At 68.4% G+C, this 22,345-nt stretch carries 23 protein-coding genes and 1 tRNA gene; 18 read left to right on the top strand and 6 right to left on the bottom strand.

Annotated features, from left to right (window positions below; translation table 11 throughout):
• Positions 1-49 precede the first annotated feature (49 nt).
• On the bottom strand, positions 50-658 hold the full coding sequence (locus NKI68_RS10160; protein ID WP_254542938.1) for a MaoC family dehydratase: 609 nt from the start codon (positions 656-658) through the stop codon (positions 50-52).
• 197 nt (positions 659-855) lie between these two features.
• Between NKI68_RS10160 and NKI68_RS10155 the strand changes: the two genes are divergently transcribed.
• From NKI68_RS10155 to NKI68_RS10120, 8 genes are all read left to right on the top strand, one after another.
• A complete protein-coding gene (locus NKI68_RS10155) occupies positions 856-1,164 on the top strand; it encodes an AbrB/MazE/SpoVT family DNA-binding domain-containing protein (protein ID WP_254542937.1) in 309 nt (102 codons plus the stop codon).
• On the top strand, positions 1,157-1,804 hold the full coding sequence (locus tag NKI68_RS10150) for a hypothetical protein (RefSeq protein ID WP_254542936.1): 648 nt from the start codon (positions 1,157-1,159) through the stop codon (positions 1,802-1,804). Before NKI68_RS10155 ends, NKI68_RS10150 begins: the two co-directional genes overlap by 8 nt.
• 30 nt (positions 1,805-1,834) lie before the next feature.
• Positions 1,835-2,413 carry a poly(R)-hydroxyalkanoic acid synthase subunit PhaE gene (locus tag NKI68_RS10145; RefSeq protein ID WP_438267774.1) on the top strand — a complete coding sequence of 193 codons (579 nt, stop codon included), beginning with the start codon at positions 1,835-1,837 and terminating at the stop codon, positions 2,411-2,413.
• Positions 2,414-2,422: 9 nt separating this feature from the next.
• A complete protein-coding gene (gene phaC, locus NKI68_RS10140) occupies positions 2,423-4,177 on the top strand; it encodes a class III poly(R)-hydroxyalkanoic acid synthase subunit PhaC (RefSeq protein WP_254542935.1) in 1,755 nt (584 codons plus the stop codon).
• 391 nt (positions 4,178-4,568) lie between these two features.
• Complete coding sequence (locus NKI68_RS10135; RefSeq protein WP_254542934.1) at positions 4,569-4,844, top strand: AbrB/MazE/SpoVT family DNA-binding domain-containing protein; 276 nt, start codon at positions 4,569-4,571, stop codon at positions 4,842-4,844.
• Positions 4,841-5,227, top strand: coding sequence for a PIN domain-containing protein (locus NKI68_RS10130; RefSeq protein ID WP_254542933.1), 387 nt, complete (start codon positions 4,841-4,843; stop codon positions 5,225-5,227). The genes NKI68_RS10135 and NKI68_RS10130 overlap by 4 nt, the downstream gene beginning before the upstream one ends.
• Before the next feature lie 244 nt (positions 5,228-5,471).
• Positions 5,472-6,212, top strand: coding sequence for a beta-ketoacyl-ACP reductase (locus NKI68_RS10125; RefSeq protein ID WP_254542932.1), 741 nt, complete (start codon positions 5,472-5,474; stop codon positions 6,210-6,212).
• Position 6,213: 1 nt separating this feature from the next.
• Positions 6,214-6,759 carry an SLOG cluster 4 domain-containing protein gene (locus tag NKI68_RS10120; protein WP_254542931.1) on the top strand — a complete coding sequence of 182 codons (546 nt, stop codon included), beginning with the start codon at positions 6,214-6,216 and terminating at the stop codon, positions 6,757-6,759.
• 58 nt (positions 6,760-6,817) lie between these two features.
• Here the strand turns inward: NKI68_RS10120 and NKI68_RS10115 are convergent, their stop codons facing one another.
• Positions 6,818-7,366 carry a Rieske (2Fe-2S) protein gene (locus NKI68_RS10115; protein WP_254542930.1) on the bottom strand — a complete coding sequence of 183 codons (549 nt, stop codon included), beginning with the start codon at positions 7,364-7,366 and terminating at the stop codon, positions 6,818-6,820.
• Positions 7,367-7,578: 212 nt separating this feature from the next.
• Between NKI68_RS10115 and NKI68_RS10110 the strand changes: the two genes are divergently transcribed.
• The 6 genes from NKI68_RS10110 (at position 7,579) to NKI68_RS10085 (ending at position 14,294) form a co-directional block, all read left to right on the top strand.
• The gene (locus NKI68_RS10110) at positions 7,579-8,757 is read left to right on the top strand and encodes an ABC transporter substrate-binding protein (RefSeq protein ID WP_254542929.1); all 1,179 of its coding nucleotides are present in this window, start codon (positions 7,579-7,581) and stop codon (positions 8,755-8,757) included.
• A 77-nt stretch (positions 8,758-8,834) separates the two neighbouring features.
• Positions 8,835-9,878, top strand: a complete 1,044-nt coding sequence (locus tag NKI68_RS10105; RefSeq protein ID WP_254542928.1) for a HEAT repeat domain-containing protein — start codon at positions 8,835-8,837, stop codon at positions 9,876-9,878.
• A gap of 122 nt (positions 9,879-10,000) precedes the next feature.
• The gene (locus tag NKI68_RS10100; RefSeq protein WP_254542927.1) at positions 10,001-11,185 is read left to right on the top strand and encodes an ABC transporter substrate-binding protein; all 1,185 of its coding nucleotides are present in this window, start codon (positions 10,001-10,003) and stop codon (positions 11,183-11,185) included.
• Between the two features lie 118 nt (positions 11,186-11,303).
• Complete coding sequence (locus NKI68_RS10095) at positions 11,304-12,428, top strand: FecCD family ABC transporter permease (protein ID WP_254542926.1); 1,125 nt, start codon at positions 11,304-11,306, stop codon at positions 12,426-12,428.
• Positions 12,429-12,487: 59 nt separating this feature from the next.
• Complete coding sequence (locus tag NKI68_RS10090; RefSeq protein ID WP_368410946.1) at positions 12,488-13,351, top strand: ABC transporter ATP-binding protein; 864 nt, start codon at positions 12,488-12,490, stop codon at positions 13,349-13,351.
• Between the two features lie 64 nt (positions 13,352-13,415).
• Complete coding sequence (locus NKI68_RS10085) at positions 13,416-14,294, top strand: SDR family oxidoreductase (protein ID WP_254542924.1); 879 nt, start codon at positions 13,416-13,418, stop codon at positions 14,292-14,294.
• Between the two features lie 13 nt (positions 14,295-14,307).
• On the opposite strand, the gene NKI68_RS10080 is transcribed toward NKI68_RS10085, so the two are convergent.
• From NKI68_RS10080 to NKI68_RS10065, 4 genes are all read right to left on the bottom strand, one after another.
• The gene (locus NKI68_RS10080) at positions 14,308-15,408 is read right to left on the bottom strand and encodes a flippase-like domain-containing protein (RefSeq protein WP_254542923.1); all 1,101 of its coding nucleotides are present in this window, start codon (positions 15,406-15,408) and stop codon (positions 14,308-14,310) included.
• Between the two features lie 50 nt (positions 15,409-15,458).
• Positions 15,459-16,961, bottom strand: coding sequence for a glutamate-cysteine ligase family protein (locus tag NKI68_RS10075; RefSeq protein WP_254542922.1), 1,503 nt, complete (start codon positions 16,959-16,961; stop codon positions 15,459-15,461).
• Between the two features lie 49 nt (positions 16,962-17,010).
• The gene (locus NKI68_RS10070; protein WP_254542921.1) at positions 17,011-17,538 is read right to left on the bottom strand and encodes a zinc finger Ran-binding domain-containing protein; all 528 of its coding nucleotides are present in this window, start codon (positions 17,536-17,538) and stop codon (positions 17,011-17,013) included.
• A 140-nt stretch (positions 17,539-17,678) separates the two neighbouring features.
• A tRNA-Gln gene (locus NKI68_RS10065) sits at positions 17,679-17,751 on the bottom strand.
• Between the two features lie 116 nt (positions 17,752-17,867).
• Here NKI68_RS10065 and NKI68_RS10060 point away from each other — a divergent pair.
• The 4 genes from NKI68_RS10060 to NKI68_RS10045 all read left to right on the top strand — a co-directional run bounded on the left by NKI68_RS10060 (position 17,868) and on the right by NKI68_RS10045 (position 22,328).
• Complete coding sequence (locus NKI68_RS10060; RefSeq protein ID WP_254542920.1) at positions 17,868-18,437, top strand: IMP cyclohydrolase; 570 nt, start codon at positions 17,868-17,870, stop codon at positions 18,435-18,437.
• Positions 18,438-18,439: 2 nt separating this feature from the next.
• Complete coding sequence (locus tag NKI68_RS10055; protein WP_254542919.1) at positions 18,440-19,159, top strand: metallophosphoesterase family protein; 720 nt, start codon at positions 18,440-18,442, stop codon at positions 19,157-19,159.
• Positions 19,160-19,292: 133 nt separating this feature from the next.
• Entirely contained in the window at positions 19,293-21,122 is a 1,830-nt protein-coding gene (locus tag NKI68_RS10050) for an alkaline phosphatase PhoX (protein ID WP_254542918.1), read from the top strand.
• 177 nt (positions 21,123-21,299) lie between these two features.
• Entirely contained in the window at positions 21,300-22,328 is a 1,029-nt protein-coding gene (locus NKI68_RS10045) for a PstS family phosphate ABC transporter substrate-binding protein (protein WP_254542917.1), read from the top strand.
• Positions 22,329-22,345 lie beyond the last annotated feature (17 nt).

Here is a 22,345-nt window from a genome sequence, read left to right as displayed (position 1 = left end):
CGGCGGTCGGCGTTCGGGGCGTTCGCTGCGTTCTCCTACCGCCTACTGCCTATTCCGGGGTCGGCGCTTCGTCGATGAGGACGACCGCCTCGCCGTCGACGACGGTCGCGCCGTCGGCGTCGAAGACGCGGGTAGCGAGGCGATAGCGCTCGTCGTCGAAGTCCTCGACGACCTCCACCTCGGCCGTGACCCGGTCGCCGATGCGGACCGGCTTGAGGAACTGCACGTCCTGCGAGAGGTAGATGACGTTGCCGGGCAGTCGCGCGAGCGCCGCGGAGATGAGTCCGGTGACGAGCATCCCGTGGACGATCCGGCCGCCGAACCGCGTCTCGTCCGCGTAGCCCTCGTCGAGGTGGATCGGGTTCGTATCGCCGCTGGCCGCGGCGAAGCGCTCGACGTCGCGCCCGGTGACGGTCTTGGTGAACTCGATGCGGTCGCCGACGGAGAGATCGCCCCGCGTCCGCGTCGAGCGGTCGACGTCCCACTCCTCGAGGTCTTCGCCGGGAGTGATGCGCTCTTCGGCGGTGACGCCGTCGAGGTCGGACATCGGTACGCCGAAGGCGGCCGCTGCGGCGCGGTTCGCCGCGAGAACGCTATTGAAGAGGTGCTCGGAGGTCCGAGACCACGTATTGAAAAGCGAGTACGAGGTGGAGCTCATCGTGATAGTGCCTATTCTACTCATACTGTATTAAAGCCGCGGCCTATTCGCTTCGTCGAGGCGTCCCGAAGACGCTATACTGATTGCCGAGCGCGCCCGCCGCGCTCCAGGCTCCCACCACCGAATGGTTATCCATGGTAACGAATGGTTTTGGTGGGCAAAGTTTAACCGTGTGTGGTGGCTTGCTAGGAACGACGATGTCAAACGAGAGCGATGGAGCCATGTGGCCCCCCGCGATGTTCACGCAGGGACTCCAGGAGGCGAGCGAGCGGACGCTCGACCGTCAGCAGGAGTTCCTCCGACGGTTGCTCGACGGCAACGCGACGGGGTTCCCCTCGCAGTTGGAGGCGATGAGTCAGACGGCGACGTTCAAGACGCGGGTCCAGAGCGCCGGTCGGATCAGCATTCCGGACGCCGAGCGCGAGGCCCTCGACATCGAGGAAGGCGACATCGTACAGACGGTCATCGTTCCCGTCAAACGCACCAGAGGTGACACCAATGAGTGAATACACGACCCCGATCAGCACGGCATTCGAACTCCAGCGGACGACGATCAAGCAGGGCCAGCGCGCCTTCGAGCGCTCGCTCGACTTCCAGCGCAACCTGAACGAAGCGGCGCTCGACAGCCTCGACGGGCAGGAGGAGGCCCAGCGCAGCAGCGTCGAGATGGCGCGGCGCGCCACCCACGCCTACCTCGACGCCGTCGCGACGGCCGTCCCGAGCGCCGGGAGCAACGTCAACGAGATCCGTCGCGCGGTCGACGAGCAGTTCAGCACGCTCCTCGAGGCCCACGCCGACGCGTTCGACACCGCGGAGGACGAACTGGAGAAGAGCGCGGAGGGCTACGGCGAGTTCAGCGAGGAGTACCTCAACGCCCTCGACGAACAGATCGACCTGCTGCTCGACGCCCACAGGGACGTCGAGAACCAGACGGTCTCGATCCTCGACGAGTCGCTCGATCAGTTCGAGCGACTCCAGCGACAGATGGAGTCGCAGGCCGAGGAGACGCAGTCGCAGTTCCAGCAGCAGGCCGAGCAGTTCCAGAAGAGCGTCGACACGCAGCTCGATCAGTACCGCCAGCAGGTCGAGCAGATGCAGGAGCAGATAGAGCAGATGCAACAGCGCGTTCAGCAGAGCGACGAGTGAGTCGCTCGAACGCGACACGATGAGGGACCCATGAGCAACACCACGAACCCACAGGACCGCAGGACCGGAATGGACGCGCAGGAAGCACAGCAGCGCTGGACGCGGATGGTCGAGCAGATGAATCAGGCGATGATGAACTCGGTCGAACAGAACTACGAGGCCCAGGCTCGCCTCATGGAGACGTGGGCCGACGCCATCGAGGGATCGGTACCCGACGAGGACGACATCACGGAGGGCTTCGAGTCGTACAACCGGGCCTACGAGGTGTGGATCGACGCCGCGGACACGATGTACGAGCGCGTCGTGGACGCCGCCGAGGGCGAGGACGTCTCGTTCACGGAGTTTCGCGACATCTGGCTCCGTAGCGCCAACGAGGCGTTCAAGGAGGTCATGGGGACGAGCGCGTTCGCCGCCGCCCAGGGGAACATGGTCGAGACCATGATGGAACTCCAGCAGGAGGCCGACGAGGTGAGCCAGGAGACGCTCACGCGGTTCGGTCTCCCCACCCGCGACGACGTGGACGAGGTCGGCGAGCGCCTGGTCGAACTCGAACGACGCCAGCAGCGCGTCGAAGACAAACTCGATAAGCTCATCGACCTCGTAGAGTGAGTTGAGATCATGGCACAAGGAGAGCCCTACCCCAACCCGTTCACGCTGGCGCTGAACAGCCAGCGAGAGCTCCTCGAGGCGACCGCGGACGCGTTCGAGAAGTCCGAGGTCGTCGACGAGCGTCTCGACGACATCGAATCCGTCGAGGTGGGCGAGACCCCGAGCGAGGTCGTCTACCGCGAGAACAAGCTCGAACTGCTTCACTACGAAGCGCAGACCGAAGAGCAGAACGAGGTCCCCATACTCGTCATCTACGCGCTGATCAACAAGCCGTTCATCCTCGACCTCCAGCCGGACCGGTCGGTGATCCGACGGCTACTCGAGGCGGGTCACGACGTCTACCTCATCGACTGGAACGAACCCTCCCGGCTCGATCAGTTCCTCACCCTCGACGACTACGTCAACCGGTACATCGAGAACTGCGTCGACGTGGTGCGCGAGCGCTCCGGACAGGACGCCATCAACGTCCTCGGCTACTGCATGGGCGGCACGATGGCGGCGATGTACGCCGCGCTCCACCCCGAGAAGGTCAACGCCCTCGGGCTGATGGCCGCCGGACTGTGCTTCGAGAGGAGCGGCGGCGTGCTCGAACTCTGGGGTGACGACGAGTACTACGATCCGCGCGCCGTCACCGAGTCGTTCGGGAACATGCCCTCGGAGTTCCTCGACGTTGGGTTCGCGCTGATGGACCCCATCGCCAACTACGTCTCGAAGTACGCCCGGCTCTACGACAACCTCGAGAACGAGGAGTTCGTCGAGAACTTCGCGCGCATGGAGCGCTGGCTCAGCGAGGGCATCGACGTCGCCGGCGAGGCGTACGTCCAGTTCCTGGAGGACATCTACCAGGACAACAAGCTCTACAGGAACGAACTGGAGCTGAACGGAACGCGCGTCGACATCTCGAACATCGACGTGCCCGTCCTCCAGATCCTCGGCGAGTACGATCACCTCATCCCGCCGGGCGCGTCGAAGCCGTTCAACGAGATCGTGGGCAGCGACGACGTGACGACGATCGAGTACCCGACCGGCCACATCGGCCTCTCCGTGTCGGCCAGTTCCCACCGCGAGGTCTGGCCGAAGGTCGCCGAGTGGTACCACGACAAGTCGACGCCCGAGTCGCCGGAGGTCCTCGAGACCGCGGAGGAGACCGCAGCGCGCGAGGGCGTCGACGTGCGCGTCGATCCGACCGAGGGCGGCCGCGACGAGGTCACCATCGAGATCGAGGACGACGAGGGCGTCCAGACGGAACTCGTCGAGCGCGACGAGGGGGCCGTCGAGGAGACCGTCGGCGGGGCGAGCGAGGAACCGAGCGACGAACCGACCGAGGAGGCCGCCGAAGCGCCCGACGAGGACGCCGCGATCGCGGAGGACGCGGAGGCGACGAGCGAGGAGTTCGTCCAAGTCGCGGGCGACGAGGCGGACGTCGAGTCGGTCGACGACATCGGCCCCACCTACGCCGAGCGCCTGCGCGAGGCCGGCATCGAGACCCGCGCCGACCTCCGCGAGGCCGACGCCGAGACCGTCGCCGAGGTCGCCGAGGTCGGCATCTCCCGCGTGGAGAACTGGCTCGAACAGGTCGGAGGTGAGACGGGCGTCGAGTCGGTCGACGGCATCGGCCCCACCTACGCCGAGCGCCTGCGCGAGGCCGGCATCGAGACCCGCGCCGACCTCCGCGAGGCCGACGCCGAGACCGTCGCCGAGGTCGCCGAAGTCGGCGTCTCCCGCGCCGAAACCTGGCTCGAACAGGTCGGAGACGGGGAGTGAGCGATCGAGACGTGGCGGCGCTCGAGCGCCCTCTTCTCGACGGTTCGACGACGTTTCCGACGACGTTCTGAGCGCGCGATCGGTCCACGTACGAGACCGCATTCACCGATCGCGCAGCCGATCGTCACCGAGTCCGTTGGAGGGTCCCATGACGAGAGCGAAAACGGCAACGAACGTATAATCCACCGACTGACCAGTTTGATCGACGTTTCACCCCCCACTGCTCGACAAGGCCAGAGCCATGTATCGGCCGGTTCACCCGCGGAGAGATCCCGTACGAGGAACTTGGCCTGGTAGTCACCTGAGCGAGTGCCCGGCCGACGGGTAGGCTTGGAACGTTCGCCGGATTTTTGGGATAACTCCTTTGTTCTTGCCATACCTACGTCCGCATATGTCCGTCGAAACCGACTCGCACGGCCGCCTCTACCTGTCCGCTACACTGAGGCGGAAGTACGGCGAGAAGTTCCACGTCGTCGAGTACGAGGACCGAATCGAACTCATCCCGATCGACGAGGACCCGCTCCAGGCCGTCCGCGACGAGATCGGGGACGCGCTGGAGGGGACGTCGAGAGAGGAACTGCGGGAGGAAGCGCTTCAGCGCGCGAAACAGGAGGTCGAGGACGACATCGAACGAGCGAAGCGCGAGGCGGAGGACACCGCTGAATGACGGTGTTCGTCGAGACCGACTTTCTCCTCGCCATCGCCAAGGACGACGACTGGCTCCAGGAGCGCGCCGAAGACGTCCTCGATGAGCGGGAGGTCGTCACCTCGCCGTTCGCGTACCTGGAGCTGCTCCTCGTCCTGGAGCGCCATCAGTTCAACTACGTCCGCCTGTTCGCCAATCTCCTCGACGTCGTCCCGGTCGGCGACGAGAACGAGCAGCAGGTCGTGCTGAAGGCGGTCGCGTACTTCGAGGACGGCATGACGCCGTTCGACTCCTTCCACGCGGCGACCGCCGAGACGCGCAGTCTCCCCCTCCTCTCGTTGGACAAAGCGTACGAGGACGTCGACCCCGAGCGCCTGCCGCTGGAACCGACCGCAGACGAGTGACGACTTCCGGAGCGAGTACGCCATCCGAAGGGGGGCGAGAAGCGTACCGTGACGGTCCCGATGCACGACCTGATTTCGCGTCGGCGCGCCGAAGAGCATCGCCGAACGGGCGGGCGCGGAGGACTTCGAGGCGTTCTGCCGACGGATCGACCGTACTCGATGAGCGGAGGCGAACCCGTCCGCATCGAGGAGGCGTGAACTCCCCCGGCGCACCTTTTTCTCCCTCCCAGTGAATCGTGTTACCATGCTCTCAGGGCAGACCTGCGTGGTGACGGGCGCATCGCGCGGCATCGGACGGGGGATCGCAATCGAACTCGGGGAGCACGGCGCGAGCGTCGCCGTCAACTACCGTTCCTCGGAGGACGAGGCGCGGGCGGTGGTCGAGGAGATCGAGGACGCGGGCGGGAGTGCGATCGCCTCGCGGGCCGACGTGGCCGACCTCGACGCCGTGCGCGCCATGTGCGAGGAGGTCCGCGACGCGTTCGGTCCGGTCGACGTGCTCGTGAACAACGCGGGCATCACGGTCGACCGGACGTTCGCGAACATGACGCGGGAGGACTGGGACCGCGTGATCGACGTGAACCTCGGCGGGATGTTCAACTGCACACACTGTCTGTTCGACGACCTGCTCGAGGCCGAGCACGGCCGGCTGATCAACGTCTCGAGCGTCGTCGGCCAGCAGGGCAACTACGGCCAGGCCAACTACGCCACCACCAAGTCGGGGATGTTCGGGTTCACGCGGACGATCGCGCTGGAGATGGCCCGCTCGGGGTCCACGGCCAACTGTGTCGCGCCGGGCTTCGTCGAGACCGACATGCTGGAGCAGGTCCCCGAGCGCGTCCGGGAGAAGATCCTCGAACGCATTCCGCTCGGGCGGTTCGCGGAGGTCGAGGACGTGTCCGGGATCGTCCGCTTTCTGGCGGGTGAGGAGTCGAGCTACATGACCGGCCAGATCCTCGCCGTCAACGGCGGCATGGAGTGGTGAGGTGCGGGTCAGCGTCATCGGCGGCGGGCGGATCGACGAGGCGACCTACGGGACGGCCCGCGAGGTGGGCCGTCTGCTCGGCGAGCGCGGTCACACCGTCGTCTGCGGCGGACTGGGCGGCGTGATGGAGGCCGCGTGCCGGGGCGTGCACGACGCGCGGGAGGGAGTGCGGCGAGACGGAGTACGGCGGGAGGAAGCGCCGCGGAACGAGCGGGCGGGGGTCGAAGGCGTGTCGGCGACCGACGGCGACGGCGGTCGGACGGTCGGCATCCTCCCCGGGACCGACCCGGGCGCGGCGAACGAGTACGTCGACACCGCCGTCGCCACGGGGATGGGGAACGCGAGGAACGTCCTCGTGGTGTTGAACGGCGACGCGGCGATCGCCGTCGACGGGGCGACTGGGACGCTCTCGGAACTGGGTCATGCGCTCGACTTCGGCCGGCCGGTCGCGGGCATCGGCGCGGCGGATCTCGGCGGGTTCCGCGGGTTCGAGGCGGTCGAGACGCCCGCCGAGGCCGTCGAGTCGGTCGAGCGTCGGGTCGGGTAGTCGCCCGCGTCGGCGGCCACCGGCCGATCCGGCGACGGCCGGCGACGACCCCGGGGGCCTACTCGAGTCGGTGACACGCCTCGAACCGCTCGTCCGAGAGGTACACCTCGCCGTCTCGAACGTCGACGTCGATCCGGTCGAGCGCGTCCCCGCGACAGGGCCCGGACGTACAGACGCCCTCATCGCACTCGAAGCGAGCCCCGTGCTCGTGGCAGACGAGCTGGCCGCCGTCGACGATCGCGCCTCCCCCCGGATCGAGTCGGACCGTCGGTCGGTGGGGACAGGAGTTCCGCCAGGCGAACACCCGGTCGCCCTCCCGTCGCAGGATGATCTCCGTACCGCGTCGTCCGTTCGTCGCCTCGCGGCGGAGCGTGCTACTCGACGGGATCTCCGCGAGCGGCCCGACGTACCGAGGGTCGCGTCGGCCGGCCCGAACGGCCTCCTCGGTACCGTCCGGCGGTTTCGCGCTGGCTCGAGAGGAGCCACCGGCGTCGATCTCGAACCGGAACGTGGCACCGCCAGCCGTCACCTCCCCCGCGTCGTCGTGAATTCGAACCGTCTCGTCCTCGCCGTCCGACGCCACGGACGCTCGAACCGAGTCGCGCATTCCCCGACGTAGTCCGGCGGGCGTAGAAACCCCTTCCGAAACCGGATCCCGGCACCCCCTGCCGGTACCGCACCGCCTGCGCTATCGATTCGGATGTTTGCGGTGAAAAAATTTCGTCGTAATTAATCTGATTTTGGTACGTTCCGTCCGTTCTCTCGCCTCTGCCGGCGTGAATCAAAATAGTTTTGTGTATTTAGGGTGGCCTAAAACCCATGGTGAAAGACCGCGATTCGACCCGCCGCACGTTCCTGAAGACGGGTGCCGGTGCGCTCGGCGCGAGCCTGCTCGCCGGTTGTGCCGGGGGCGACGGCGGCGACGGAGAGGGTGGGGACGCCAATTCGTCCGACCAGGCGAAGAACGACACGACCAACGGAACGTCGACGTCCGGGGGGCAGGAGACGCCCTACTCGGTCGAGATCGCTCCCGTGGGGAAGGTCACGTTCGACCAGGTCCCGAAGACGTGGGTGGCGAACAACGGGAGCTGGGCGGACATGGGCATCGCGCTCGGGCAGGAACCGCCCAAGGGCGTCTGGCTCACCAGCCGGTACCACACCCAGTACTACGACGACATCCCCGGCGTCAGCGTCGACAAGAGCGGGATGGTCTCGCTGTATCAGGACAGCGTGGGCAAGGAGCAGTTCTACAAGCTCGACGGTGACGTCCACGTCATCGATCCGAACTTCCTGATGAACCGGTTCAAGGGGTGGGAACGGAAGGACGTCGACGAGATCGCGAAGAACGTCGCCCCGTTCTTCGGCAACAGCATCTTCTCGCGGGGCTACCCGTGGCACGAGGACTACCGGTACTACTCCCTGATGGAGGCCTTCGAGAAGCTCGCGCAGGTCTTCCAGCAACAGGAGCGCTACGAGGCGTTCGAAGCGGTCCACGAGACGTTCCAGGCCAACCTCGCGCCGGTCGTTCCGGGACGGAAGGAGCGACCGTCGGTGGCCGTCGTCTGGGGGAGCGGCGACGCGCCGGAGAAGTTCTACCCCTACACGATCGGCGAGGGGACGAGCTTCAAACACCTCCGGGACCTCAAGGTGAAGGACGCGCTCGCGAACACGAGCGTCAAGAACTTCCACGAGAGTCGCGGGGCGATCGACTTCGAGACGCTCCTGGAGGTCGATCCGGAAGTGCTGCTGATCCGTGGACAGGAGGCGAAGAGCGCAGAGGAGTTCCAGAAGACCGTCGTCCAGTTCATGAAGGGCCACGAGGTCGCGAGCGAACTCACGGCCGTGAAGAACGGCGACGTCTATCGCGCGGGGGGGCTGTACCAGGGTCCGATCACGAACCTCGTGCTGACCGAGCGCCTGGCGGCCGACCTGTACGGCAGCGACGCGAAGCTGTACGACCGCAAGCGCGTCGCCGACATCGTCAACGGGGACTTCTGACGCGACGGCGAACGGCTCGGCGGGGGAAACCTTCTCGTCGTTGCTCCGAGCACCAGGCCGTACGAGGTGCACGCACGATGCCGACTCCCGACGAGGACGACCCCCGACGCGACGCCGACGCGCGCCCGCCCGACTCCGTTCGGACGGCGATCGAAGCGGGCGACTGGGACGCCGTGGCGTCGCTGATCGACGGGCCGGACGCGGAACCGCTCGAGACGCGACGGGAGCGCGTTCGCGCCCTGAAGCCGGTCGTCGAGGGGCGATCCGACCTCCACGAGCATCTCGCGCCCCTACTGAGGCCGCTTCTCGACGACGAGGACCGCTCGATCCGCCTGACCGCGACCAAGCACCTGGTCGACGTGGCGGCCGCCACCCCGCGCGCCGTCGCGCCGGTCGCGCCCGCCCTCACCGAGCGCCTCAGGGACGACTTCTACTTCGTCCGGGCCCGGAGCGCCGAGGCGCTCGGGCTACTCGCGCGCCGTCGGCCGGACGCGATCGATTCGACGACGGTGCTCGCCCGCCTCGTCGTCGGCCTCTCGTTCGACGAGCCGGAGGTCGAGCGGAAGATGGCGAAGGCGCTGGCCGACGTCGCGATCGGGGAGCCACGTGCGCTTCGATACCTCGTGAGCGACCTCGTCGACCACCTCGACGCGGAGGACGACCTGGTGCGCTACCACCTCGTGACGGCGCTCGCCGCGGTCGCGACCGCCCACCCGGGCGACGTTCGCGCCGCGACGGCGGCCCTGACCGCCCGGCTGGACGACGAGGTCCCGTTCGTTCGCGGTCGCGCGGCCGAGGCGCTCGGACTGATCGCGGGGCCGCGCCCGGATTCGATCGCTCCCGCGGCGGACCGCCTCGCCGCCCGCTCCGACGACGAAGACGCGTTCGTGGCCGAACGCGCGCGATTCGCGAGGAACCGCGTGGAGGACGACCCCGACGCGAACGGCGATCGCGGGGGGATCGGAACGCTCCGGGGTATCGCCGACGGGACCGAGTCGATCGCCGAGGAGATCGCGAACCCCTCTCCCGACGACGGACGGGCCTGTCCGCGCTGCGGCGAGGGGGTGGACGCCCGGCCGCCGTTCTGTCCGGCGTGCGGCGTCCCGTTCCCGCCCGGGTAGTCGAAACCGCCGCGGGAGCGCTCGAGGCGATCCCGGTCCCCGCCTCGCGTTCGCCCGACCGACTCGTTTAGGCACACCTAAAAGTCGAAACGACTATGTCGGTTTAGGCGAGCCTAATTCCAATGGTCGAGAAGAGACGGGCCGATCCGACGCGTCGGCGCTTCATCAGGACCGGAACCGGCCTCGCGGTCGGGGGGGCGCTCGCCGGGTGCGCCGGCCGATCCGACACCGAGGGGTCGACGCCGACCGGGGCGGAGGACGACGCGAACGGCACCGACACCGCGGAACGCGACGAGTCGTACTCGGTGGCGATGGAGCCGATGGGGACGGTCACGTTCGAGTCCGTCCCCGAACGGTGGATCCCGTACGGGGGCGACTACGCGGACATGGCCGTCGCGCTCGGGCGGGCGGACGGCATCACCGGAATCGGCGGAGCCGACCGGTACTACACCGACGTCTACGACGAACTGCCGGGCGTGAGCGTCGACCGCGACCGGATCGAGAGACACCCCGAGGTCCGGACCAAGGAGCAGTTCTACGAACTCGACAACGACGTTCACCTGTACGACCCGGAGATGCTCGTCAACTGGTTCGACTGGGACCGGGCGGACGTCGAGGAGATCGCCGAGAACGTCGGCCCGTTCGTGGGGAACCTGATCTTCCGGCGCGAGGACGCGTGGCACGATTATCGGTACTACACGCTCTATCAGGCGTTCGAGAAGGTCGCGGAGGTGTTTCGGGAGGAAGAGCGGTACAGGGCGTTCGAGGCGCTCCACGACGAGTTCGTCGCGGACGTGCAGCGACGGCTCCCGCCGGCCTCCGAACGCCCGAGCGTGCTGCTCACGTACGAGGGGACGGACGAACCCGAGACGTTCTCCCCGTACCGGCTCAACGACAAGGGGACGAGCAAGAAGCAGTGGCGCGACCTCGGCGTCGGCGACGCGCTTGCGGGGACCGGCGTGAAGGGGATCAGCACGACCGACCGCGGCGAACTCGACTACGAGGCGCTCATGGAGGTCGATCCGGAGGTCATCCTGGTCCGTGGCCACGAGCGGAAATCCGCGGCGGAGTTCCGCGACACGGTCCTCGAGTTCATGCGGAACCACCCCGTCGGGCGCGAGTTGACGGCCGTGAAGAACGGTCGCGTCTACCGCGGCGGTTACCTCTACCAGGGACCGATCCACAACCTGTTCCTGACCGAACGCGCGGCCCAGCAGCTGTTTCCCGACGTCTTCGGGGACGTCACGAGCGGTGAGCAGTTGTTCGATCGCGGGCGCGTCGCCGACATCGTCAAGGGCGACTTCTGACGGTCGACGTTCGCCGCGTGACGGGTCCCTCGGAACCCCGTTCCGTACTCCCGACCCCCGCGCCTCTCACATACCGAAACCCCTATTTGGAGTTTAGGCTTACCGAAAGCAGAGACAGATGGACAGCGACACCGCAGGGGAGACGCGGCGACGACACGGGACGCGGTTCGAGTGGATCGACGCGTCCCTCGTCTCGCTGATCGTGGGCAGTATCGTCGTCACCGTGGTGGGCGGTCTCGTGCAGGTCAGCTTCGGCGCGTACACGATGACGCTTCAGGAGGCCTGGCTGGCCGTGTTCAACCCGGAGGTCGTCTTCGATCCCGCGGCCTGGGAGGGGTTCCTCCTGGGGGGTGAGATCCCCGAGATGAACGACCGGAGCCTCATCGTCTGGAACATCCGGCTCCCCCGCGTGTTCGTCGCGATCCTCGTGGGGATGAACCTCGCCGTGTCGGGGGCCATCTTCCAGGCGGTGACGCGCAACGAACTGGCGAGCCCGTACATCCTGGGGGTGAGTTCGGGTGCCGGCCTCGCGATCCTCCTCACGCTGGTCGTCTTCAGCGGCCTCGCGCCGTTCCTCCCGCTGATCGCGTCCGCGGGAGGGGCGATCGCGTTCCTGCTCGTCTACGTGATCGCCTGGAAGGGGGGCACCAGCCCAGTCCGGCTCGTCCTAGCGGGCGTCATCGTCGGGACGGTGTTCCAGTCGCTCCAGACGGGGCTGTTCTTCCTCGCGGACGACCTCGGGGTCGTCCAGACCGCCATCGCGTGGACGACGGGATCGCTCACGGGCGTCGACTGGGAGCAGGTCCGCCTGGCGCTCCCGTGGACGGCGCTCTCGATCCTGTTCGCGCTCGTCGGCTCCCGGCAACTGAACCTGCTCCTGCTCGGCGAGCGGACCGCGCGCTCGCTCGGGATGCCCGTCGAACGGGTCAGGTTCGCGCTCTCCGGGGTCGCCATCGTCGCCGCCAGCGGGGCGATCGCCGTCGCCGGGATCGTCGGCTTCGTCGGGCTCATCGTCCCGCACGTCGTCCGGAACATCGTCGGCAGCGACTACAAGCGACTCATGCTCGGCTGCGTCTTCGTGGGCCCGGCGTTGATGGTCGTCGCCGACGTGGGCGCGCGTCTCGGCATGCAGGTGCTCTTCGGCTCGTCGGGGCAACTCCCGGTCGGCATCCTGACCGGCCTCATCGGCGGGCCGTACTTCCTCTATCTCATGCGGCGGACGGGAACGCTGGGTGAGATCTAATGGCCGACGAGAACGCCGACGACGGAGGTGAACGGGCTCGCGAGGACGGCGGTATTCCGATGGACGCGACGGTCGACGGATCGAACGTTGATCGCCCATCGGAGGGGACCGTCGGCGTCGACTCGGCGCTGCTGGGCGACGACCTGTCGCTCAGCTACCGAACGAGCGAGGAGCCGGTCGTGGAGTGCGAGCGGATCGTCGTCCCGAGGGGCGAGATCACGGCGCTCGTCGGCCCGAACGGGTCGGGGAAGTCGACGCTGTTGAAGGCGCTCTCGAACCACCTGCGCCCCGACCGCGGGGTGGTCGCGCTCAACGGGCGCGACGTCCGGGAGTACGGATCGAAGGAACTCGCCCGCGAACTCGGGCACCTCTCCCAGCAGAACGACTCCCCGGAGAGCATCACCGTCGAGGACCTCCTCTACCACGGGCGGTATCCCCACCGCGGGTTCTTCGATAGCGTCACCGACGAGGACCGGCGGGCGGTCGAGCGAGCCGTCTCGCTCGCGGGGATCGACCACCTCCGGGACGAGGAGATCGGGCAGTTGAGCGGCGGACAGCGACAGCTCGCGTGGATCGGAATGGTGCTCGCCCAGGACACGGACGTGCTGTTGCTCGACGAACCGACGACGTTCCTCGACCTCCACCACCAGCTCCGGGTCATGCAGACGGTAAAGCGCCTCAACGAGGAGGAGGGCGTCACGGTCGTCACCGTGCTCCACGACATCGCGCAGGCGGCCCGGTTCGCGGACTACCTGATCGCGCTCAAGGACGGCGCGCTGTACGACTGGGGGCCGCCCCGCGACGTCGTGACCGAGGAACTCCTCGCGGACGTCTTCAGGGTCGACGCCGCCGTCGTAGAGGAGGGCTCGAACCTCCAGATCGTCCCGAAGCGACCGCTCGAAGGGGACGGCCCCGACCCGTGACGGACGGGGGCCGGCGGGCGACTCGGTCGGCGGGATATATCCTCCTCGCCGGACTAGCGGGACCATGGCCGACATGACCGCCGAGGAAGCCTTAGAGGAGTACGGCCCGAGCGAGATCGCGCCCGACGACCTGCTGACGGTGCCGGACCCCGCGTTCGCGGCGGAGAACGTCGCGCTGGTGACCGGGGCGGGGAACGGCATCGGGCGGGCGACGGCGCTCGCGCTCGCGCACAACGGGCTGACCGTCGTGGCGACCGACGTGGACGAGGAGGGGCTGGCGGAGGTCCGAGCGAAACGCGACGACCTCGGCTCGCCCGGGCGGATCGTCGCCGTCCCCGGCGACCTGACCGACGACGACGCGGTGGAACGGATGGTCGACCGGGCGGCCGAGGAGGGGAACCTCCGGTACCTCGCGAACGTCGCCGGCATCCAGCACATCGCCCCGCTCGCCGAGTTCCCGATGGAGCGCTACGACCTGATGCACCGGATCATGTTGCGCGCGCCGCTGCTGCTCTCGAAGCGCTGCGTTCCCCACTTCCGGGAGAACCCGGACGGGGTCGGCGTCGTCGGCAACATGGCCTCGGTCCACGGCCACTACGTGACCCGGGACAAGGTGGCGTACAACACGCTCAAGTTCGGCCTGCGCGGGCTGACCCAGTCCATCGCGGCGGAGGGCGAGGGGACCGTGCGGGGGTTCTCCGTCTCGACTGGCTACGTGAAGACGGAACTCGTCGCCAGACAGCTCCCGGACACGGCCGACAGCCGGGGGATCACCGTCGAGGAGGCGGTTGAAGAGGTCCTGCTCGGCCAGGCCCGCGTCAAGGAGTTGATGGAGCCCTACGAGGTGGCGAACCTGTTCGTGATGGGCTTCTCCGAGCACTCGCGCTTCCTCGACGGCGGCGACGTGCTCCACGACGGCGGGATGACGCTCACCTACGAGTGAGCGCCCGAGTGCGTCACGGCCGGATCCCCCACCGGGTCACGCCCACCAGCGCCACCAGCCCCGTCAGCGCGAGGTGCCCCCAGTAGGTACACAGCCGGTAGGCGAGCACGACCGCGGCCGCCTCCGGCGCGGCGAGGCCGGCGAGCGCGACCAGCGCCCCCGCGAGCGCCACCTCGACCCCGCCGAGACCGCCGGGGAGGGGGACGGCGTTGGCGAGCCCCGAGGCGGGGACGAGAAACAGCGCGAGCGACAGCGGCACGGCGTGCCCGAGCGCGCTCGCGCCGACGGTAAGCGGGAGCGAGTAGCAGACCCACCCGACCGCGGAGACGAGCACGGCGAGCGCGACTGCACGCCGGTCGCCGGCGACTGCCCCGAGGGTGTCGTAGTAGCGTTCGACCGCCGACTCGACGCGCTCGGGGTCGAGGGCGTCGTAGGTACGGGGGGAGACGCGGCCGACGGACCCGCGCAGGAGGGACGCGGTCCCGGCGAGCGCCCAGGTGACCGTCCCCCGGCGGTACCAGACGGCGGCCAGCAGGGCGGCCAGGACGACCGACGCGACGAGCGTGCCGAGTTCCACGTCGCGCAGGGCGGCCGAGGCGGGTGCGGCGAGCAGGTAGGCGACGAGGCCGACGCCCGCGAGCAGCAGCGAGGCGAGCAGGTAGGCGACGAGGCCGACGCCCGCGAGCAGCAGCGAGGCGAGCAGGCTCAGCAGTTCGGCGGCGCTCGTCGCGGCGAGCGCGCGGTCGAACCCCGTCTCGGCCTCGTCGTCGAGCGCGTGGGCCATGAGCGCCGGCCCGGCGGCGTGGCCGGCGGGGAGCGCGAGTCGCTCGAACACCGCGAGCGAGTAGGCCGCGGAGAACCGCCCGAGAGGTGCGCGTCCGCCCGCCGAGACGAACAGGCGGCGCTGCGCGTCGCCCCACGCGACGACGGCGAACAGCGCGATTCCCAGCGCCGCGAGGAACGTCGTCGGGTCGAGCCGGGCGAGTTCCGCGGCGACCGTCTCGGGACCCATCGCGACCACGAGGCCGGCGAGCGCGACCAGCGCGAGCGCGAAGGGGGCGACCGTCCGACCGATCGAGCGACCGGCGACCGACCGCTCGTCTACCTGTTGCACGACTGAGAAGACGGCGGCGGGGGGAAAAGGCGTGCGGCGCTGTGTGGCGCTCAGAGCCAGTCGAGGAACGACCCCTCGATGAGCGTCCGCTTCTGGTTTTCGATGTACTCGGCCTGCATGCCCCAGACGGCCTCGGCGAAGGGCGTTCCCGCCTCGACGGCGGCGCTGACGTGGTCGTGCTTCCAGCGCGCCGGCGTCGTTTCGCGCTCGACGCGCTCGGCCAGCGGCCCGACGTACCGTTCGATCTCGTCGTCGTCGAGACCGCGCAGCGAGAGCCCGTCTCGGGCGTGTTCGAGCAGGTCGTCGTAGACGACCGACGCGTCGCTCGTCTCGTCGCCCCCGCCCGTGATCCAGGTGAACTCCGCGGCGAGACCGTCGCGGACCGCGGCGTAGAAGTTCTCCTCGGCGGTCTCCCAGGGGAGCGACGCGACGGGGTGCTCGCGCTTGGGGAGGCTCTCCAGCAGGCCCGCGTAGACGGCGAGGAGGGACATGGCGTCGTGGACGGTCGGCTGTCCCGGCAGGGGGCGGAACTCGATGCGGGCGTTGGCCGCGGAGCGGGTCGCGCCGTCGAAGACGGGGCGAACCCACCGCCAGTAGGAGCCGTGCTTGTGCCGGAGGTGGGCGAAGCGGTCGTCGTAGCGGCCGCTCGGGTCGAGGAGCATCGGGATGACGGTCGTGTCGGCGGCGATGTCGTCGATGGCCTCCTCGACGGTGTCGACGTCGGGCGGCAGGCGGACCTTTTCCCCGTCGCCGGTGTTGAAGATCGACTCGAAGACCGGGATCCGGTTCTCCATCCAGCACTCCTCGAGCACCGTCTCGGGGTCCTCGTCGTAGAGGTCCGGCGGGAGGAACGGCGAGTTGACGCCGAGGGCGAGCAGCGGCCCGGCGATGCGGATCGCATAGCGCAGGTACTCGGGGAGGTCGGGGGCGTGTGACACCTGGTAGTGGGGCTGGATGGAGGTGATGAGGCTCTCGGGCATCACCGTCTTCGCGTCGAGGGCGACGTGGGGCACGTCGAGGCTCATCTCGATGCGCGCCTCGACGTTCGCCATCGCGTGGTAGCGCACCGCGTCGCTCATGTTCGTCGCGATGCGGACGCCGTCGTCCTCGACGCTGTCGGCGAGGTAGGAGGTGGCGGTCTCGCCGACCGGCGGGACCGTCCAGATGCCGTCGCTGACGAGGCGGATGCCGTGGGTCTGCGTCTCGCGGAGCGCGGCGTCGAGGCGCGCGCGCACCTCGGCGGCCTGCGCGTCCAGCCCGTACGCCGAGAAGGGCTGGGGCGTGGTCTGCATCTCGGCGTTGTGCAGGCCGAGTTCCTTCTCGAAGCCGATGTACTCGAGCAGCGGGCGGGGGACGCGCTTGAGCGCGTCCGTCTCCGTGTCGACGCCGTAGAACTCGTACTCGAGACCGACGATACCCTGCGGGTTGTCGAAGGTCCCCTCGCTGACGGCCGCCTTGAGCGCCTCGACCTCGTCGTCGACGCGCGCGTGGAACTCGCTCGGGTCGACCGAGAGTACCTCGGCCACCTGCGAAGCGAGATCTGCCCCGGACATACCGTCCCCCACGCCGCGGGGGGATTTCAACGTCGGGGATCGCGCGACGTCAGAAGCGATCGGGGGGATACCGCGTCCCCGTGAACAGGAGGAACGCCCCGATCGCGAGCACGGCGACGCCGGCGACGACCAGCAGTCGCGCGCTCGACGGGAGCCGCCCGGAGGCGACGTACGCGGCGGTGCTCGTCCCGATCAGGCCACCGTAGAGCACGATCGCACCGCCGACGACCGCGAGCATCAGTCCGGCGATGGGGACCGCCGCGCGGCCGACCTCCGCCAGGCGCTCGCGCGGGCCGGCCGCCCGCTCCGGCGGGTCGAGGGCGACGGCCACGCGGTCGAGCGTCGGGTTACCGCAGCGACTGCACGGCGGCGCGTTGCGCGGGTGGTGCATCCCGCAGTGTGGACATCGCCACTCGACCACGTCGGGGATCGGCGGCGGCCGACCGCCGGGACGGACGCGAACGTCGTCGCCCCGACTCGACGCCGACTCCTCCGCGTCGCCGCCGGGGGGAACGCCCCCCTCTGCGGCCCGCCACCCGCCGGTCGATCCCCGACCCGATCCGCGACCCCGGCTCATCGGGGAGGATACACCGCCGGTGACGATGAGCGAATCGGTGTGTCGGTAGACGGAGGAGGGGACGCTCGAACCCCCTCGTTTCGACTGGAGATCGATAGACTGGGCTGTCGTTCGCTCGCAGTCGAAACGACGGAAGAGAGTAGTTCCACCAGGATTCGAACCTGGGTCGTCGGCCCCAGAAGCCGACAGGATTGGCCGCTACCCCATGGAACTCCGGTTGCAGTATCCGAGTAACGGACCGAGGTATTAAAGCTTCGTGATTCCGGGCGAACCGCCCGACGGGACGCCGAGTAGAAAGACGTACCTCGCCGCGGGCACGCCTCACGCGTATGTACGTCGGCCGATTCGTCGTCGTCGGACCGGGTATCGGTGCCTACCGCGTCTCCTCTCGGTCGTTTCCCGACCGCCGGATCGTGGAGCGCGAGGGGGCGCTCACCGTCGCGCCCACGCCGGACGCGCCGGGGACGGACAACCCCTACGTCTCGTACAACTGCCTGCGGACGGTCGGCGGGGAGGCCGTCGTCGGCAACGGCTCGCACGTGGACCCGATCGCGGAGAAGCGCGCGATGGGCTACCCGGCGCGGGACGCGCTGGCGCTCTCGCTGCTCGCGCTCGACTTCGAGAAGGACGACTACGACACGCCGCGCATCGCGGGGGTCGTCGCCGAGGACGAGGCGCACGTCGCGACGGTGCGCCGCGACGCGCTCCTCGTCGAGCGCGTCGACGAGCCGACGCTCGTCGCCACGTACGAGCGGGACGCGCCGGAACCGTTCGCGCTCGACGCCGACTCCGCCGCGGACGCCGCCCGCGCCGTCTACGACGCCGACTTCGAGCACGCGGTGTGCGCCGCGGGCGTGACGGTCGGCGACGGCGTCGAGACGGCGATCGTCGACGAGTGACGGTGCGCGTCGGCCTCCTCTCGGACGTCCACGCGAACGCGGTCGCGCTGGCGGCGGTGCTCGCCGACCTGCCGCCCGTCGCGGCGCTGGTCTGCGCGGGGGACGTCGTCGGCTACGGGCCGCACCCCGCCGAGTGCGTCGAGGCGCTCCGCGAGTGGACGCCCGACGCGAGGGTAGCCGACGGATCGGACGGGGGATCCGAGCCGGGGCCGGCCGAGGAACCGCTCGTCTCCGTTCGGGGGAACCACGACCGGGTGCTCGCCGCGGGAGCCTCGTTCGGCGGCGGGATGGCCGGCGCGGGACTGGAACACGCGCGGAACGAGTTGACCGACGAGCAGGTGGCGTGGCTGGCGGCCCTGCCGGAGACCCGCCGGGCGTTCGGTGGTCGGGTCCGCGTCGCCCACGGGCACCCGGCGGACCCCGACCGCTACGTCTACCCCGACCTGTTCTCGGCGGACCTCCTCGGCGACGAGCGCGTGCTCGTGCTCGGTCACACGCACGTCCAGGGAGTCCGACGCTTCCCGACGGGGCTCGTCGTCAATCCGGGGAGCGTCGGCCAGCCGCGCGACGGCGACCCCAGGGCCGCCTACGCGGTGCTCGATCTCGACCGGGAGCGCGTCGACCTCCGGCGGGTCGCCTACGACGTGGACGCCGTCGAGCGCGCCGTCCGCGACGCGGACCTCCCCGACGCGATCGCCGGACGCCTCCGGAGGGGACGGTGAGGCGCGTCGGCGGTCGTCCGGCTCCCGAGAGCTACCGAGACCTCTGACCGTTCAGAGTCGAATAGATAGATACAGAGTCTAATTGATAATAATTACGGTATCTTCATATGATTAGTTGTACGAGCAGAGTGTGATGCCCGGAGAGATGAACCGGCGCGGTGCCCTCAAACTGCTGGCGACGCTGGCAGCGGCGGGTGCGGCCGGGACTGGTGCGGTGGCGGCGGACAGGGACGAGAAGGACGGACGCGGTATCGAACAGGAGGGTGCGACGCTCAACCGCTTCGCGACGACGGTGACCGGCGCGGAGATCACGGGGATGTTCGTCACGGACGACGGCGACTTCTTCTTCAACGTGCAGCACCCGGCCCGGGACAACATGTTCGCGCAGTTCGACCGCGGGTCCGTCGGCGCGGTCTTCGGCCTGGACATGGATCGCCTCCCGAAGGACTTCGAGAGCGTCCAGCTCCCGAAGAGCGAACCGATGGCCGAGCGCGTCTGGACGGCCTACGGGCGCTACCAGGTGCTCGCCGAGGGCGGCGACCCCACGGACGACGACGAACCGCTCGGCGTTCCGCTGACGCCGGACGGCGAACCCCTGACGGAGGGGACCGACCCCGACTTCAACGGCGTGATTCCCGACGCCGAGGGCGGCTACTACGTCTTCACGAACTGGGAGAGCCGTCCCGGGTTGATGAGCCGACTCCGCGTCGAGCAGGTGGGCAAGTACGGTCCCTACAAGGTGACCGAGTCGACGAACGTCGACTTCCGCGACGTGCAGGGGACCTGGGTGAACTGCTTCGGCACCGTCTCGCCGTGGGGCACGCCGCTCAGCGCCGAGGAGAACTACGCGCACACCGACACGGAGGTCTGGAACGACCCCGAGTGGGACTACGTCGGCGGCGTCGAGAACCTCGCGAAGTACCTCGGGTACGAGCCGAACGGGGAGGGCGTCTTCGCCGAGAACTACCCGAACCCCTACCGCTACGGCTACATCGTCGAGATCACCGAGCCCCGGACCGACGATCCGACGCCCGTCAAGCGCTTCACGCTCGGGCGGAGCGCCCACGAGAACGCCGTCGTCATGCCCGACGAGCGGACCGTCTACGCGAGTTCCGACGGCACGGGCAAGGGCTTCTACAAGTTCGTCGCCGACGAGGCGGGCGACCTCTCCTCGGGGACGCTCTACGCCGCGCGCGCGGCGCAGGAACCCGGCACCGACGTCAGCACCGTCGGTTTCGATCTCGAGTGGGTCGAACTCGCGCACGGCGACGAGGCGGAGATCGCCTCGTGGATCGCCGAGTACGACGACGTCACGCAGGCCGACTACACGGAGGGCGAGACCTCCTACGTCACCGACGCGGCGGTCGAGGCGTGGGCGAACGGCGAGGCCGACGACGACCGCGTCGCGTTCCTCGAGACGCGCAAGGCGGCCGAGGCGAAGGGAGCGACGATGGAGTTCCGCAAGATGGAGGGCGTCAACATCGCGCCGAACGCGGAGCCCGGCGACTACATGTACATGGCCATGTCGGCTGTCACCGAGACGATGGCCGACGGCGAGGGCGAGATCCAGCTCGAGGGCAACGAGTACGGCGCGGTCTACCGCATGAAGCTGGAGCGCGACTACGACGTCTCGCGGATGGAGCCGATCGTGACCGGCGGGCCGGACGCCAACATCTGCGGCGGCTGTCCCTACGACGCGAACCCCGAGTCCAACAGCAAGGCGTGCACGTCCTGCCCCTACAACCCCACGAACGAGGACGAGGGCGAGAGCGGCCTCATCAAGGGCACGATGAGCATGGCGAAGGCGCTCGCGATGACGGGGATGACCGAACTCGACACTGACAACACCATCGCCAACCCGGACAACATCGTCGTGATGAAGGACGGCCGCGTACTCATCGGCGAGGACACGGACCTCCACGAGAACAACATGATCTGGGTCTTCGACCCCGGCGACGCGTAGCCGCACGGACTCCCGCCGATTCCAGTTTTTTCGTGAACGTTGCGATACTCCCGCATAGTGATAGCTCGGTAGCGGTACGTAGTTGCCTATAGCGCTATGAGAAAAAAGCAATAAATACGAATAAAATATATACCGACTTCGGAAGCTTCATATTGCGGAAGGCGAGAGGTCGATGTGATGGCAGACGACTCCACTCGCGGCATCTCACGGCGGAAGTTCATCGCGGCGTCGGGAACGGTCGGTGCGCTGACCCTCGCGGGGTGTACCCAGCAGAACGATCCCAGCGGCGACAACGGCTCCGGCGGCAACGGCTCCGGGAACGGCACCGACGGCGGCAGCGACGGGAAGCTCTCGGGCAACATCGACATCGCCGGCAGTTCGACGGTGTTCCCGCTGGCGCAGGCCCTCAAGGAGTCCTTCACGAAGAAACACCCCGACGTGAAGATCGCCGTCAGCTCCACCGGGAGCGGCGGCGGCTTCCAGAACTACTTCTGCGTCGGCAAGACGGACTTCAACAACGCCAGCCGGCCCATCCAGAAGAGCGAGAAGCAGCTCTGTAAGGAGAACGGCGTCGACTGGCACGAGATCAAGGTCGCGACGGACGCGGTGACGGTCATCGTCAACCCCGAGGCCGACTGGATCGACAGCATCACCGTCGACGAACTCAAGCAGATCTGGAAGCCCAACGGCGCGGACAAGTGGAGCGACGTCAACCCCGACTGGCCGGACGAGCCGCTCAACCTCTTCGGCGCGGCCGAGACCTCCGGCACCTTCGACTACTTCACCGAGGTCATCGTCGGCGAGGAGGGCAAGTCCCGCAAGGACTACTCGAAGACCGAGAAGGACAACCAGATCATCCAGGGCGTCGCGAGCGACAAGTACGCGATGGGCTACCTCGGCTTCGCGTACTACAGCGAGAACAAAGAGCGCGTGAAGGCGCTCGCGATCGATAACGGGTCGGGCGAGCCGGTGAAGCCCTCCATCGAGACCGCCAAGTCCGGCAAGTACAAGCCGCTCGCGCGGCCGTTGTTCACTTACCCGAAGATCGAGTCGCTCAAGGAGGAGCACATCGCCGCGTTCGCCCGCTACTGGGTCGAGCAGAGCACGAGCAAGGAACTCGTCGCCGAGCGCGTCGGCTACGTCCCGAACAGCGAGGAGGAGATGAAAGAGCAGCTCAAGCAGCTCAACGAGGCAATCCAGCAGTAACGATCGAACTGGCGCAC

The sequence above is a fragment of the Halomarina pelagica genome, assembly GCF_024228315.1.
GTDB lineage: Archaea > Halobacteriota > Halobacteria > Halobacteriales > Haloarculaceae > Halomarina > Halomarina pelagica.
The sequence above is the reverse complement of the archived record's forward strand: the minus strand, read 5'-3'. Positions and strand labels throughout refer to the sequence as shown.

What these genes read in the sequence shown, in the direction of transcription:
- NKI68_RS10160 (WP_254542938.1), bottom strand. Translation starts at nt 658, where the DNA reads ATGAGCTCCACCTCGTACTCGCTTTTCAATACGTGGTCTCGGACCTCC.
- NKI68_RS10155 (WP_254542937.1), top strand. Translation starts at nt 856, where the DNA reads ATGTCAAACGAGAGCGATGGAGCCATGTGGCCCCCCGCGATGTTCACG.
- NKI68_RS10150 (WP_254542936.1), top strand. Translation starts at nt 1,157, where the DNA reads ATGAGTGAATACACGACCCCGATCAGCACGGCATTCGAACTCCAGCGG.
- NKI68_RS10145 (WP_438267774.1), top strand. Translation starts at nt 1,835, where the DNA reads ATGAGCAACACCACGAACCCACAGGACCGCAGGACCGGAATGGACGCG.
- phaC (WP_254542935.1), top strand. Translation starts at nt 2,423, where the DNA reads ATGGCACAAGGAGAGCCCTACCCCAACCCGTTCACGCTGGCGCTGAAC.
- NKI68_RS10135 (WP_254542934.1), top strand. Translation starts at nt 4,569, where the DNA reads ATGTCCGTCGAAACCGACTCGCACGGCCGCCTCTACCTGTCCGCTACA.
- NKI68_RS10130 (WP_254542933.1), top strand. Translation starts at nt 4,841, where the DNA reads ATGACGGTGTTCGTCGAGACCGACTTTCTCCTCGCCATCGCCAAGGAC.
- NKI68_RS10125 (WP_254542932.1), top strand. Translation starts at nt 5,472, where the DNA reads ATGCTCTCAGGGCAGACCTGCGTGGTGACGGGCGCATCGCGCGGCATC.
- NKI68_RS10115 (WP_254542930.1), bottom strand. Translation starts at nt 7,366, where the DNA reads ATGCGCGACTCGGTTCGAGCGTCCGTGGCGTCGGACGGCGAGGACGAG.
- NKI68_RS10110 (WP_254542929.1), top strand. Translation starts at nt 7,579, where the DNA reads ATGGTGAAAGACCGCGATTCGACCCGCCGCACGTTCCTGAAGACGGGT.
- NKI68_RS10105 (WP_254542928.1), top strand. Translation starts at nt 8,835, where the DNA reads ATGCCGACTCCCGACGAGGACGACCCCCGACGCGACGCCGACGCGCGC.
- NKI68_RS10100 (WP_254542927.1), top strand. Translation starts at nt 10,001, where the DNA reads ATGGTCGAGAAGAGACGGGCCGATCCGACGCGTCGGCGCTTCATCAGG.
- NKI68_RS10095 (WP_254542926.1), top strand. Translation starts at nt 11,304, where the DNA reads ATGGACAGCGACACCGCAGGGGAGACGCGGCGACGACACGGGACGCGG.
- NKI68_RS10090 (WP_368410946.1), top strand. Translation starts at nt 12,488, where the DNA reads ATGGACGCGACGGTCGACGGATCGAACGTTGATCGCCCATCGGAGGGG.
- NKI68_RS10085 (WP_254542924.1), top strand. Translation starts at nt 13,416, where the DNA reads ATGGCCGACATGACCGCCGAGGAAGCCTTAGAGGAGTACGGCCCGAGC.
- NKI68_RS10075 (WP_254542922.1), bottom strand. Translation starts at nt 16,961, where the DNA reads ATGTCCGGGGCAGATCTCGCTTCGCAGGTGGCCGAGGTACTCTCGGTC.
- NKI68_RS10070 (WP_254542921.1), bottom strand. Translation starts at nt 17,538, where the DNA reads ATGAGCCGGGGTCGCGGATCGGGTCGGGGATCGACCGGCGGGTGGCGG.
- NKI68_RS10060 (WP_254542920.1), top strand. Translation starts at nt 17,868, where the DNA reads ATGTACGTCGGCCGATTCGTCGTCGTCGGACCGGGTATCGGTGCCTAC.
- NKI68_RS10050 (WP_254542918.1), top strand. Translation starts at nt 19,293, where the DNA reads ATGCCCGGAGAGATGAACCGGCGCGGTGCCCTCAAACTGCTGGCGACG.
- NKI68_RS10045 (WP_254542917.1), top strand. Translation starts at nt 21,300, where the DNA reads ATGGCAGACGACTCCACTCGCGGCATCTCACGGCGGAAGTTCATCGCG.